General features: G+C 42.4%; 9 protein-coding genes. 5 read left to right on the top strand and 4 right to left on the bottom strand.

Annotated elements, in window-relative coordinates; genetic code table 11:
* Nucleotides 1–101: 101 nt before the first annotated feature.
* Complete coding sequence (locus tag SKC38_RS01545) at nt 102–1868, top strand: T9SS type A sorting domain-containing protein (RefSeq protein WP_377974495.1); 1767 nt, start codon at nt 102–104, stop codon at nt 1866–1868.
* Here the strand turns inward: SKC38_RS01545 and SKC38_RS01540 are convergent.
* The gene (locus tag SKC38_RS01540; protein WP_377974493.1) at nt 1860–2294 is read right to left on the bottom strand and encodes a GNAT family N-acetyltransferase; all 435 of its coding nucleotides are present in this window, start codon (nt 2292–2294) and stop codon (nt 1860–1862) included. The genes SKC38_RS01545 and SKC38_RS01540 overlap by 9 nt on opposite strands.
* Before the next feature lie 65 nt (nt 2295–2359).
* On the opposite strand from SKC38_RS01540, the gene SKC38_RS01535 reads away from it, so the two are divergent.
* Nucleotides 2360–2980 carry a hypothetical protein gene (locus SKC38_RS01535; RefSeq protein WP_377974492.1) on the top strand — a complete coding sequence of 207 codons (621 nt, stop codon included), beginning with the start codon at nt 2360–2362 and terminating at the stop codon, nt 2978–2980.
* A 6-nt stretch (nt 2981–2986) separates the two neighbouring features.
* Nucleotides 2987–4051, top strand: a complete 1065-nt coding sequence (locus tag SKC38_RS01530; RefSeq protein ID WP_377974490.1) for a lactonase family protein — start codon at nt 2987–2989, stop codon at nt 4049–4051.
* Nucleotides 4052–4309: 258 nt separating this feature from the next.
* On the opposite strand, the gene SKC38_RS01525 is transcribed toward SKC38_RS01530, so the two are convergent.
* From SKC38_RS01525 to SKC38_RS01515, 3 genes are all read right to left on the bottom strand, one after another.
* Nucleotides 4310–5236 carry a PorP/SprF family type IX secretion system membrane protein gene (locus tag SKC38_RS01525; RefSeq protein WP_377974488.1) on the bottom strand — a complete coding sequence of 309 codons (927 nt, stop codon included), beginning with the start codon at nt 5234–5236 and terminating at the stop codon, nt 4310–4312.
* Between the two features lie 31 nt (nt 5237–5267).
* A complete protein-coding gene (locus tag SKC38_RS01520; RefSeq protein ID WP_377974486.1) occupies nt 5268–9878 on the bottom strand; it encodes a T9SS type B sorting domain-containing protein in 4611 nt (1536 codons plus the stop codon).
* Nucleotides 9879–10216: 338 nt separating this feature from the next.
* The gene (locus SKC38_RS01515; protein WP_377974484.1) at nt 10217–11038 is read right to left on the bottom strand and encodes a sterol desaturase family protein; all 822 of its coding nucleotides are present in this window, start codon (nt 11036–11038) and stop codon (nt 10217–10219) included.
* A 217-nt stretch (nt 11039–11255) separates the two neighbouring features.
* Between SKC38_RS01515 and SKC38_RS01510 the strand changes: the two genes are divergently transcribed.
* Both SKC38_RS01510 and SKC38_RS01505 read left to right on the top strand, forming a co-directional pair.
* Nucleotides 11256–13316, top strand: a complete 2061-nt coding sequence (locus SKC38_RS01510) for a glycoside hydrolase family 97 protein (RefSeq protein ID WP_377974863.1) — start codon at nt 11256–11258, stop codon at nt 13314–13316.
* Between the two features lie 76 nt (nt 13317–13392).
* On the top strand, nt 13393–13878 hold the full coding sequence (locus tag SKC38_RS01505) for a GNAT family N-acetyltransferase (RefSeq protein ID WP_377974483.1): 486 nt from the start codon (nt 13393–13395) through the stop codon (nt 13876–13878).
* The last annotated feature ends 74 nt before the right edge of the window (nt 13879–13952 follow it).

The raw sequence follows: 13952 nt of genomic DNA, 5'->3' as shown, positions 1-13952 counted from the left end.
CATCTTGTTGTGAGCGGCGATATTCATTCTTCAATTATTATTAATACCCGATTTATTGTAAATTGTGGGCGAAAAGAAACACCTTCATTTAAAGGACAGCTATGCTTCGTAAATTATTGCCATTTTGTGTTTTCCTATTTTTCGGAACGACGAATATTTCTGCGCAGCAAATTGGTGACTTTTCTTTTTCAGCCTTGCCGCAAGATTTTCAGCTATATCCAAGAAAATCAACCAATGAAGCGACAATTTCGATTGTCGGCAAGTCAACTAAAAACACTTATTCTGACATAGGCTTTTTTCTGTTACGAAATGGAAAATTGGCAGCTCAATCAAAACAAAAATTAACATTTTCTGGTAACTCGGCGCCATTTACGCAGAAATTTCAAATTAAAGCTGAGCTAGCAGAATATGGCGTTGAGGTATATGCATATACGGGGAAAGATTCAACCAAAATCACATCGAGGACTAATTTAGTCGCAGGTGATGTATATTTTGTTACTGGGCAATCCAATGCATGGACTGGGGGGATTGACGAAACGGTTTATATGAAAGAGTGGGTTCGCTCATTTGGCCTGGTTCAGCCACCCAATAATTATGGGCCCTATAATAAAGCAGATACATTATGGTCAGTTCCAAACGATGTTTCGACGAAACAAGTCAATCGTATAGGACCATTTGCCGCAGAAATGGCCAGGTTAATTATTGAATCCGAAAACATCCCGGTTGCCATGATCAATTCTGGCGCAGGCGGAAGTTACATAGACTTTCACCTACAATTAGATGGTAAAATAGATGGTAATATCGATGGGGGTAATATCATGTATTACAAAGCACTGAAGTCGGGTGTCCTAAATGATGTAAAAGGAATCATATACCGGCAAGGAGAAAATGAAACGGCGGAAAAGGATGCAGCATTACTTTGGTCGGGGAAACTCAACCAGTTATTGGCTAAATACAAGCAGTTTTTCCCATCGGTGCAGTATGTATTCGCGCCACAATTAAACGTGTATGAATTCACCTGTTCTGAGGCTTCAAAATTGCGTGAAACAGTAAGACAATTACATACGAGTAATCCGTATGTCAAGTCTTTTGCAACGGTTGGGACCGTTGGGTTTGACCGACTTCATTATTCGATTAAAGGATACCAGCAAACGGCACTCGAGCAATTTAGATTAATCTCGAAATACATCTATAAAAAAACATATAGTCCACAGATTGAAAGCCCTAACATTAAGCGTGCATATTTTGAGTCTGAGCAAACAAGAAATAAGCTCTTTTTGGAATTTGATGAAGGTCAAGAGATCAGTATTACGCAGGATACCACGATCATAGATAATCAAGGGAACCGTGTAACGAGAAAATTAGCCAAAAATTTCTTTTGGGATTCCATCAATATGGGTTCATTTGAGCCCTACATTAAATCGATTGAGGCGACTGAAAACAAAGTTGTTATTACATTTACACAAGACTACTTGGGTAATGTGATCGGATACTTACCTGATTATAACCGCGATTTTATTGGCGGGAAAAGCGAATTTGCATTCCAAGGCCCCTTCATCAAAAATAAGTTAGGAATGCGTGCTTTCGCATTTTCCGCTTTTCCTGTTATTTCGTTGGATAAGTTAAATTTTGATTTTAATTGTACCCCGAACCCAAGCACTGATCAGGTAGAACTATCGTGGGAAAACCCTGCGAATGGCGAATTGGAAATTTATGATATGGCCGGTAAAATGGTTTATCGAAATGCACTGACGAAGGCTAAATATCTAGCAATCAATACGAGCGCTTGGATTTCGGCTAATTACTTCGTCTCGTTCAAATCAAACACAGGAAGAACTTATAGCAAACGTTTGGTTGTGTTACATTAATTCCTCTCCTGGAGCTAGTGTATAACAATGTTCATGATGCTGCATGCCGATTTTCGGATAATAGCCCTCGGCGGCAGGAGCAGCTAATAGAATAATCTTGGCTTTAGGTATCGCTTTTTGTACCTCACGAATAAGCTGTTTACCAATTCCTTGATTTTGGTAGGCTTCGTCTACCGCTAGGTCCGACAAGTAGGATGTAAAAACAAAATCAGTCATTACGCGAGCCAAACCCACGAGTTTCACCCCTTCATAAGCCCCTACATAGACATTCCCATGGCTAAACATTTGTTCCATGGCCGCTATATCATGTAAGGGCCGGCGCTCACCTAAGGTAGATCGCTGCAAAATGTCGATGAAATGGGAGGCCGTGATGGGTGGATTAACTTGATAAGTGATGGACATCGCAAAAGGAATTAAGTGAGTCAAATTTAATTTATTTTCTCATTTCAGCACAGAGAACTTATCTTTACAACGAATTAAAATCCGCCTTCATGACACAATTGCTAAAACCTTTAATCGAACAAATTACGAAAGACCCCTTTGTCCATGCGCAATGGTTAAATACACTATCGTTTATGGAGAATACTGGAGCAAAAAAAATATCCCGTTTTGAGTCTAAGACAGATGTGAGTTTGCTCATCCTAAAACATGCCGCAGAGGAACATCGCCATGCATATTATTTAAAGAAGCAGATTTCGAAATTAGCTACCAAAGGCTTTGAAAATTATGATGACGCATGGTTAATCAGCCCTCAAACATCGAAATATTATTTAGATATGTTAGATGTCTGGGTAAGTAAATACATCAAAAAAACCTTGGGTTTAAGTGGGTATGAGCTAAAATGGGCTTCCTACCTTTTAGTTACTTATGCCATCGAGGTGCGCGCAGATGAATTGTATCCTATTTATCAAGATATTTTAACGGCCCAACAATCCAAAATCCAGGTGAAATCAATCATTGTGGAAGAGGTAGGTCATTTGAATGAGATGAAGGCGCAGTTGGCGGAATTCTCCCCCGACTGGGAAACACATGCCGCGGTGGCCTGTGACTTAGAAAACAAATTATTTCAAGCCTGGATTCAGAGCTTGGCTACATTATATCCTTTAAACTAATTGGCTATGTTGGTATTCATTCACACCTTGATTTCATTGTTTAGCACACCCGCAGACACATTGTTAGTGGGCTCCTACACCCAGCAAGGAAATCCGGGCATTGCATTTATGGATACCAAAACCAAACAGGTGTTAGAATCCTTGGACGTTCCGCAGGCGTCGTATCAGTACATGACGCCCGACAAGCAATACTTATTTTCGGTTTCCGAGCAAGTGAACAATGCGGGTGCTGTACATAGTTTCAAGAAAAATAAGCAGGGCAAATGGGAATTTGTCAATCAGCAATTGACTGAAGGAGATGCACCCTGCCACATCAATTTTCGGAAGAAAAGCCAAACACTTTACACGGCCAATTACATGGGAGGTAGTGTGTCGGTGTTTCAAACAAAGGAGGGGGAAATTAGTGCCATGAGCCAAAAATTGGAGTATTTTGGCAAGGGAATTTATCCCCAACAAAGCGAATCCCATGCGCACATGGTTGTATTATCCGCCAAAGAAGATCAATTACATGTCTCGGATTTGGGCGCAGATAAAATTTACCATTATGCCATTCGTCCGGATGGATTATTGGAGACAAAATACAGCATCACGCAATTCCCGGCAGGAACGGGTCCGCGGCATTTTGTTTTTTCTGCCGACGAAAAATTTGTGTACATCGTGGGAGAACTAAGTGGGACGGTTGATGTTTATGCAGTCCAAAACGGAGAATGGAAAGCCATTCAACGCGAGACAATTGATTTTTCCAAAGGGACAGAACCTAAAGCAAGCGCCGATATTCACATCTCACCAAATGGCCAATGGTTATTAGCATCGAATCGCATCACGCAAAATTCCTTGGTTGTGTTTCGTATAGGGGAGTCAGGTAGACTAAATTTTACACGTGAAATTATGGTAGGTAAAGTTCCTCGAAACTTCCAATTTGACAGATCAGGTAAAAAGATATTTGTTGCTTGTAAAGATGAAAACCGAATTCAGCAATTTTCATTCAACCCGGAAACCGGTGAGATGGCTGATTTAAAAGCTGATATTGAGGTGAAGAGTCCGGTGGCGCTATTGGACATTGGACTTTAGTTAAGAGTTAAGAACTAAGAGGTAAGAGATGAAACTATACTTGTGACGCGATGCCTCATTTTAGACGTTGGACGTTAGTTTAGAGGTAAGAGTTTAGAAGTAAAATGTAGCGCGAGAATTATTGCAACTACCTAAAAATTACCTTGGGTCTCTTCTTAGAAATTAAATGAAGAACGAAGAGTTAATAATTAACAAGGAGCAATATTGAAATAGGATGCTACTCAGTTTACCCCTTAACTCTTCGTTCTTATCTCTTAATTATTTTACTAATGAATATCTTAGTGCAATCTCATGCGACTGCAAACTCATCTTGCTCATCGCCGAGGTAGGCATCTCATATACATAACCTATATAAATCTTCTTAGTGGCTTGAACGCCCAAACGAACGCCCCAACTGTCTTGGTGGCGGTAGTTGAATCCCACATCAAAACGATCATGCAGATGTGCATATACGTTGGCATCCCAACTCAACGGAACATCTTTCGCGCTGCGGAATAAGGCTGAAGGATATATACTCACATGGTCGTTCAACTTCAATTTCGTTCCAATCATCGTGTAGAAGTAGGCAACATCTTTATAAGAACCACTGCCTAAATCATATTTAAATAAACGAGGTTGCGATAAGCTGACAAAAAAGCCATCTCCTTTGTTAATTTTCAAGCCCCATCCTGTGTTAAACATCAAACCCGTCGAGCGACTGCCACTGAATAAGGCATCCCCGTCATGAACTAAAGACAATCCGGAAAAGTCCAAACTCAAGTTTGATAAGCCTGCACGGATACCCCCTGAAAAACGCCATTGATCGTTTAAGCGGATATGATAAGCATAATCCCCACTAAGCGCTGTTACCTTCACAGGACCTGCTTGATCGTACATAGCATTGAAGCCAATGCCACTTTGTTGCTTGAATTTAAAATCTCCGGAAATTGCATAAGTTACCGGAGCGCCTTCCACACCAACCCATTGCTGGCGGTTGATGACCGTAATATCACTCACAGAATCGCTCCCCACATGAGTTGGAGATAAAATCTGTGGATTCAAGCGGTAAGATGAATACATCGACTCCACTTGTGCCAAACTTGTTTGAGCAGTTAAGGTCAACAAAACAAGGGAAACAAGGGTCAAAAGACCCTTGGTCCACTTAAATTGATCTACTCTCTGATTAAAATTTATATTTGCTTTCATGCTATTGCTTGTTCTTAATGTGATCCGACGATTACTTTTCCAATCGGTTTACGTAGATAAATGACTTCACGTTTGATTTGTTGCCTTTGTAATCCACGACATAATAGTACGTTCCATCAGGTACTAGTCCATCACTCGCTAATAAATCAAAAGCACGATCTGTTTGGCCATGCCAATCGTTTTGGTAATTGTCTTTCTCATAGACAATATTACCCCAACGGTTGAAGATCGTTACCGTATTCGGTTGCGAAGACAATATCCCTGGAATGATGAACGTGTCGTTCTTACCATCACCGTTTGGTGAAATACCTTGTGGCATGAAGCTTGGACATTTATCAGCATCCAAACGGTTTGGAATACCGTCACGGTCGCAATCCGCTAAGCCACTTATATTCAAATTGTCCTCATCCCTATCCAAAATACCATCGTTATCCGAATCGATATCTCTAAAGTCATAAGTCAAATCCTTATCAGTATCCAATGGATTCTTTGGATCTGGACCTGCCTCTACTTTATCCGTGATTCCATCATTATCAGAATCCAAATCTCTAAAGTCCGCATTGCCATCTTTGTCCGTATCGACTGGCGTAGACGTTGGTCCTTTTTCAATGTTATCTGAAAGCGTATCGCTATCTGAATCTAAATCTCTGTAATCCGGTAAACCGTCACCATCCGTGTCGATTGGATTAGCTGTTGGTCCTTTCTCGATGTTATCCGAGATACCATCGTTATCTGAATCTAAATCTCTGTAATCCGGTAAGCCATCGCCATCTGTATCTACTGGTGTAGATGTAGGCCCTTTCTCAGTGTTATCCGAGATACCATCGTTATCAGAATCTAAATCACGGTAATCCGGTAAGCCATCGCCATCCGTATCTATCGGTGTGCCTGTTGGACCTTTCTCGATATTATCCGAGATGCCATCATTGTCTGAATCTAAATCGCGGTAATCAGGTAATCCGTCACCATCCGTGTCTATCGGCGTGCCGTTAGGTCCTTTCTCGATGTTATCGATGATACCATCGTTATCTGAATCGATATCACGGTAATCTGGTAAACCATCTTTGTCAGTGTCTATCGGCTTGCTTGGATCTGCACCTGCTTCGGTTTTATCTAAGATACCATCATTATCACTGTCGGTTTCCCGGAAGTCGTAAATGCCATCGCCATCAGTATCCAAAGGTTTCGTTGGATCCACTCCCGCTTCGATTGCATCAGTGATGCCGTCGTTGTCAGAATCTAAATCTCTGAAATCAGGTGTTCCGTCTTTGTCGGTGTCAACAGGTACCGAAGGATCTTTACCTGCTTCGATCGCATCTGGAATACCGTCGTTATCGGAATCCAAATCTCTAAAATCAGGAGTGCCGTCTTTGTCCGTGTCTACTGGGTTCAATGGATCTGAACCAGCTTCTACCGCATCAGGAATACCATCGTTGTCTGAATCGATATCTAAGAAATCAGGCGAACCATCTTTATCTGTATCAACTGACCAGCCACCTTCTACGAATTGGGAACGATCATCCCAACCATCTTCATTGTTATCAACGCGATCTGTACAAGTTACGCAAGCTGTAGGTCCTTCGATTCGATCCAAAATTCCATCACCATCACTATCTAAATCTAAGAAATTAGGTGCACCGTCTCCGTCTTTGTCGGATATGCCTTCAACTGAATCGCCCAATTTATCGCCATCAGAATCTAAATCACGGTAGTTTGGTAGGTTATCACCATCCATATCGCCACGAAGTTCGATGCGGTCTAATATTCCGTCGGCATCTGAATCTAAATCCAAGAAGTCGGCAGCGCCATCACCATCCGTGTCAGGAACTTCATCAGATGCTCCACCCATCGCGGTTTCAACACAATCTAATAAACCATTTCCATTGGCATCAATTGTGCAATCTACACGACCATCGTTGTTGTTGTCAACTTGATTACGGAATTTAATCAGGCCTTCGAAGCTATCTAAGATCCCGTCTCCATCTGAATCCAAGTCAAGGAAATTAGGTGTTCCATCTTGATCGAAATCAGCAGCCGTTTCGCGGCTATCTAAGATACCATCGTTATCAGAATCAATATCGATATAATCAAAATGTCCGTCACCATCTGAATCAACACGCTTTTCTGAAATATCTAAAATTCCGTCATTATCAGAATCTTGATCTAAATAATCAGGAGTTCCGTCACGATCAAAGTCTTCACAATTTGAACCGCCATTATGACACTCTAAACCATTAGAAATGCCGTCGCCATCACAATCAGCATCACGGAAAAAGTCATACGCTGGAGTACCCACTTGTGGGGCGAGGCCAGATCCATCTTGGCAATAATTCAATGGCGCTGAATCCGTACCGTTTGGATTACCGTCACCGTCACAGTCTGCATTTCTCCAGGCTGTTGAGGTATTAGCTAGCACTTGGCTGCTTGCATTATAACTACATCCATTATTGGGATCTGTGCCATCTAAAGCTTCTTGTGTGTCGGACACACCGTCGCCGTCAGTGTCAAGTGAGCCCAACGTAACTGTTACGTTTGCTGATGAAGAACATGCGCCAGAAGTACCTGTAACGGTATATGTAATTGTCGAGGTCGGCGTGGAAGTGACTGTAGCACCCGTTGCAACCGATAAATTGGTTGAAGGAGACCATGCATAACTTGAAGCACCTGATGCGGTTAAGGAAACCGACTGGCCGAGTGTAAGTGTAGCGCTTGAAGGGCTAACAGCCATAGTGACTGTTGGCGATATGGTAACCGTTACAGCCAAACGGCTAGCACTCTCCACACTGCTGACGGTTTGAGTGGCATAATAAGTTGTTCCGTTCGTTAATGCAGTTGAGCTTGCTAATGCTGAACCACCTGATGAGGCGGCGTACCACTGAATGGCAGTTCCACTTGCCACAATTGAGGCCAGTGTAGGCGATGCATCTATACAAAAAGTTTGACTTGCGGCTCCTGTAGGGGCGGATGTTCCTCCGGAAACAAAAGCTACTGACGCAGTATTCGTGCCATTAGTATTATTAAGAACGTAAGTAATATTGGCGGTCGTTGCCGTATTTGAACTCGTCAAAATGACCGTATACGTACCGTTATTGTTATCTACAACAGTTCCAAGTGTTCCGGCAGAAGTTGCAACGGTTACAGTTCCACCTGTTGTTGTTAAGTTATTACCTGAAGCATCTTTCAACTGAATAGTAATCGTTGAAGTAGATGAACCATCCGCATTGATACTTGTTTGGCTGGCTGAAATAAGTGACGTAATAGGACTTGCTACGACGGGAATAGAGCCGCAAATATAAAGGGAGGGCGTATTACTACAATCAAAATTTGTAATATCGGCATCAACGGCCGACCCATCTCCCATACTTCCTTTTACCTTGTGACCAACGTAACAAAACTGCGTAGTTCCTTGTTTCAAATAAACCAAAGTATGTCCACCAACTTCTGCAAAAATAGCTAAATCTGTTCCTTGGTTAAAGGATGAGGGAATTCCCGGATCATAAATTGTATTAGAGGTTGGCCGACCGATCATATTTCTAGGATTCTCACCCCAGGTGTATAAATCACCAGAATTAGTAACCGCTACAGCGGCAGAGAAATTAGCGTCATGTTCTTGTACGGAAAATGTTGCAATTCCCGACATGTTTGTCGTAGCATTCTGTTTTACATTGACCCAAGTTAAACGATCAGTAGTTGTAAAATCTCCGACTTGCCTGTTGTTGTTTTCACCCATGGCGTACAAAAAGCCTTGGTTGGAAAGAATATAATAGGTGTTATTTGTCGAATTGGTTGTTTGATTACCTCCATTCACACCGATCATTTTTACATCAGAGCCGACTACACCTGAAGGTAGACTCATGGCAGTTGCATAAGTTCTAGCTGATACAGCAGATCCGTTACCCAAATAAGTAGAAGCACCCCATGTGTAAATATCCCCACTTGTGGATACGGCCATTAATGCATTATGAGCATCATCTGCAACTTGACCACGAATTGCTTCTATGTTGGCCAAATCTACACCCGCACTCGTTTTAACCTTGTACCAAGTTTTCGATTGTGCAGTTGTTGGTACCCCTGTTAAACCATTTCCTGTTAATTGCATAGCTGCTTGCGTTAATACCCAAACATTACCAGCATTAGTTACAATAGCGAGCGTTTGATAGCTCGTAAACAACATTTTTACATCTGTTGGCGCAACTCCAGTAGGAAGTCCTGTAGAACCATCGCCTCCCGTAGGTGTTGTAATTCTGCGAAAACTATCGCCCCCACCTGTCAAGGATGATTCCAAAACAGCCCCAGCCGTTCCCCAAGCGAACAAACCAGAAGTTGACAACAATACAGCTTGAGCACTTAACTGATTAAATCCATTACTACCAACAGACGCTTTTAAAACAGTTCCAGTTAACGCAGGATAATTTGTAGAGTTAATATCTTGAGGCGAAAGAACCTCTGTAGTTCCATTATTGGACATCTTATCACCCCATACGGAATATGTACCATCGGTTTTAATTGCCAATGACTGATGAAAGGAACTGATGATTTTATCGTATTTGTCCGTGGGGATACATTGACCGACTAATTGTGTCGTGTTCAATCCCAAAACGAGCGAAAAAAGAAAGAATTTAATAACATGAGACTTAAGCACTCGAATTAGTGCCAAACCCCCAGAGGATCTCTGTGTAGACTGATCAATCATTTTTTATTATAATTTAGAAAACGGAGCTAATTGGAAGCAAACGTTATATTTCACAAAAAGTAAAATTAAGTGAATCAACTATAGTAAAACAAGTCAAGTCGCATCGCGAGCCTAGCTATCGAGTGTACCAAAATCAAAAAAAGGCCATGGGAGCGAAATTAAGGCATAAACGGGGAAAATTTACATGTCCTGTTTTCGAAAATCCGGACATGTGACCATCCTGATCAGATCTATTTTACCCTATGAGCATGCCAAATTTCAAAGATTTAGGATTCTATAGAATTGAATTACTCGTCCGTTTTGATCTGAGAATTGAAAGGAATACCCAGTTGAAAACGTATATCAGCCGTCGTTTCATCGGGTAAAACATCTAAGCCATACTGAATTTGCTCAATGGGTGTGACGTTGAAAGTCCCAAAAATACGATCCCAAATCGCGAAAATATTTCCAAAGTTTGAGTCCGTTTGTGGCCGCGTGACATGGTGATGAATCTTGTGCATATCAGGCGATACAATAATGTAAGAAATGGCCCGGTCCAAGCTTTTTGGCAGACGAATATTTGCATGGTTGAATTGAGAAAGGAGCGCACTGATGCTTTGGTATAACATGACCAGCCACATAGGAGCACCACAAATCAAAACACCTAGAAGCGTAAAGATGGCACGGAAAACACTTTCCCCAGGATGATGGCGATTAGCCGTTGTCGTATCCACCATGGTATCTGCATGGTGAATCATGTGAAACTTCCACAAAACCTTGATTTTATGTTCAATCCAGTGAATAAAATAGGCCCCTACTAAATCTAGGAGTAATAAGCCCACAATCAGTTGAGCCCAACCGCTAAGACCAAACCAAGGCAACAAACCCCATTCATGCTGAATAGACCAATCACTTGCTCGTACAATCAGCGTGGCAAATGCAAAGTTGATGATGATCGTTGTGAGCGTGAAAAACAAGTTGAGCCCCGCATGTTTCCATTTATTATATTCGAAACGAAAAAGAGGAATCCCTCCTTCTACCAACCAAAAAAAGGCAATTCCTCCGGCTAAAATGAAGGCGCGATGCGCGCTGGGAATTGTGTTAAAATAATGAGTTAAATTTTCAAGCATAGGTCTGGTAGGGGTTGACGCTGCCGGGGTCTGCGACCCCGGCAGCGTCTAAGTTAGTAGCTTTTTATAAAAGTTTCTTGATATTGTATCATTATCTACGAAAACATAGCCTAAAGCCGCTCATTTATATGTATTATGATAAACTGCCTAAACAAAATCAAAATTGGGCAGAAAGAAAGATTTGGCTATTTTTGTTCACCCTAAAGATAACAAGATGATGAGGTTTTTGTTTTGCCTGCTTTCGGCATTCGTCGTATTCCCAAGTTTAGCCCAACAAGTTGCGGTGTTAAATTCCCCAAATAAAGGAATTCAATTAAGTACCGTAAAAACAGTCGACGGATCCTTGACATATCAAGTTCAGCTAAAAGGGAAAGAGGTTATTTCGAACTCAACCTTAGGATTTATTCTGAAAAAGCCGGCAATAGAGCTGAAGAAGTTTACCGTGCTCAGCATCGATTCTTCCGCCGTTTCATCGACGTGGAAGCCTATTTGGGGCGAAGTGAAGGAAATATCCAACCAATACAATGAATTAGTTTTACATACGACGAGCAATGGAATTTTGATCGATCTGATATTTCGAATTTTCGATGATGGTGTGGGGTTGCGCTATCATTTTCCAGTACAGGCGAATTTCCAACATTTCATTGTTGATCAAGAGTTGACGCAATTCAACATGTCCGGCGATCATACTGCTTTCTGGATTCCGGGGGATTATGACACAAACGAATATACCTACAACAAGACAAAGCTAAGCGAGATTGACGCGACGACAGCTGCGGCGAAGGAAAAGGATATTGCAGTAACGGCATTGATGGGGAAGAATGTGGTTCAGACACCCTTGATGATGAAGTCGGCAAATGGCTTTTATCTAAACATTCACGAAGCGGCTTTGGTCAATTATCCGGCAATGCATTTGCGTTTGGACCAAACGACACAGACCTTCCAATCCGTTTTAGTCCCGGATGCTGTGGGAAATAAGGCTTATTTACAAACGCCGTTTTCGACACCTTGGCGGACGATGGTCATGAGTGAGAAGGCGGAGAAGATTTTGGAATCCAAATTGATTTTGAATTTAAATGAGCCTGCCAAATTTGGGGATTCCACGTGGATTAAGCCTCAGAAATTCATGGGAATGTGGTGGGAGATGCATATTGGGAAGGCGAATTGGCCTTTGGCAGGAGGAAAACATGGGGCAAATACAGCGAATGTGAAGCGTTACATTGATTTTGCGGCCCAACATGGTTTTGATGGCGTTTTGGTGGAAGGCTGGAATCAAGGTTGGGAAGACTGGTTTGGAAATTGGAAAGAGGAAGTATTCGATTTTGTGAGCCCTTATCCGGATTATGCGATAGATTCCTTGACGCAATATGCGCAGGCCAAAGGTTTGCGTTTGATCATGCACCATGAGACCTCGGGTTCTGTAACGAATTATGAGCGCCGGATGGATGAGGCCTATCAGTACATGGTTTCAAAAGGAATTAATACGGTGAAAACAGGCTATGTAGGGAAAATCATTCCGCGTGGGGAGCATCACGACAGCCAATGGATGGTGAATCATTACAATCGTGTGGCGGAAAAAGCGGCTAAATATCACTTGATGGTTGATTCCCACGAGTCGGTGCACCCAACCGGCTTACACCGCACCTATCCGAACTGGATGGCAGCTGAGGCAGCACGCGGCTCCGAATTTAACAATGCCCCTACGTTGGGAATTATACCGGAACATACAACGATTCTCCCCTTCACGCGTTTGATGGGTGGACCGATGGACTATACTCCGGGTTTATTCCACATGTCCTTAAATCAATTTGATTCGACTCGTACGCAGAAGGTTCGATCGACATTGGCAAAGCAATTAGCGCTGTATATTACGGTTTATAGTCCCTTGCAAATGGCGGCAGATTTACCGGAAAATTATGAGGGTCATTTGGACGCATTTCAGTTCATTAAAGATGTAGCAGTAGACTGGGATGATACGAAAGTACTTTCGGCTGAACCAGGGGATTATGTAAGCATCGCGCGCAAAGCTAAAAATAAGGATACTTGGTTCATCGGTTCCATTACGGACGAGAATGCGCGGAATGTTTCGTTGGCTTTGGATTTCTTGGATGCAGGAACGGCCTATGAAGCGATGTTATACCGAGATGCAGATGATGCCGATTTTGAAAAAAACCCGGAAGCCTATGTTATTGAAAAGAAACTAGTTTCCAAAAGCTCCAATTTAACCTTCCGCCTGCAACGTGGGGGTGGATGCGCAGTGGTGTTAAAAAAATTGTAGGGTGGGTTGACGCTGCCGGGGTCTGCGACCCCGGCAGCGTCTAAGTTAGCGCCTTACTTTAAAAGTTTCCTGATATATGCAATCCATCGAAACAAATCGGCTTCTATTGCGCCCAATCGGCCTTGATGATATCGATTTTATGCTGAAACTGATAAACTGCCCGGGCTTTATTCGTTTTATTGGTGACCGAAAAGTCCGAACATTAGATCAAGCAAATTCATACCTACAAAACATGCTTTCCAATCCCTACATCACCTATTGGGTTGTCGAAACAAAAGATAAGCAAGAGCCTATAGGGGTTGTAACCTGGGTCAAACGCGATTTTCTACCTAGTCCTGATATAGGCTTTGCGCTTCTACCTGAATATGAAGGGAAAGGATATGCATTCGAAGCGAGTAAAGCGTGGTTGGCCTACCAACAAAAAACGCATAAAACCGTACTAGCTATTTGCCAGGCCAACAATCTGGCATCCATTAAATTACTTCAAAAACTAAATTTCATGCAAGAAGCAGTTTTCGAGAAAGAAGGAAAAGCTATGCATCGATATTACCTGAATCAATAATCACGAAAGAGAGGGGGGGGGGGTTGAGGGGGGCGGGGGGGGGGGCCCCCGCCGCGGCGACAGTTGGCGCGTTG

The sequence above is a fragment of the Aquirufa echingensis genome (assembly GCF_042714525.1).
Taxonomy (GTDB): Bacteria; Bacteroidota; Bacteroidia; order Cytophagales; family Spirosomataceae; genus Aquirufa; species Aquirufa echingensis.
This window is presented reverse-complemented; position numbering and strand designations above follow the sequence as displayed.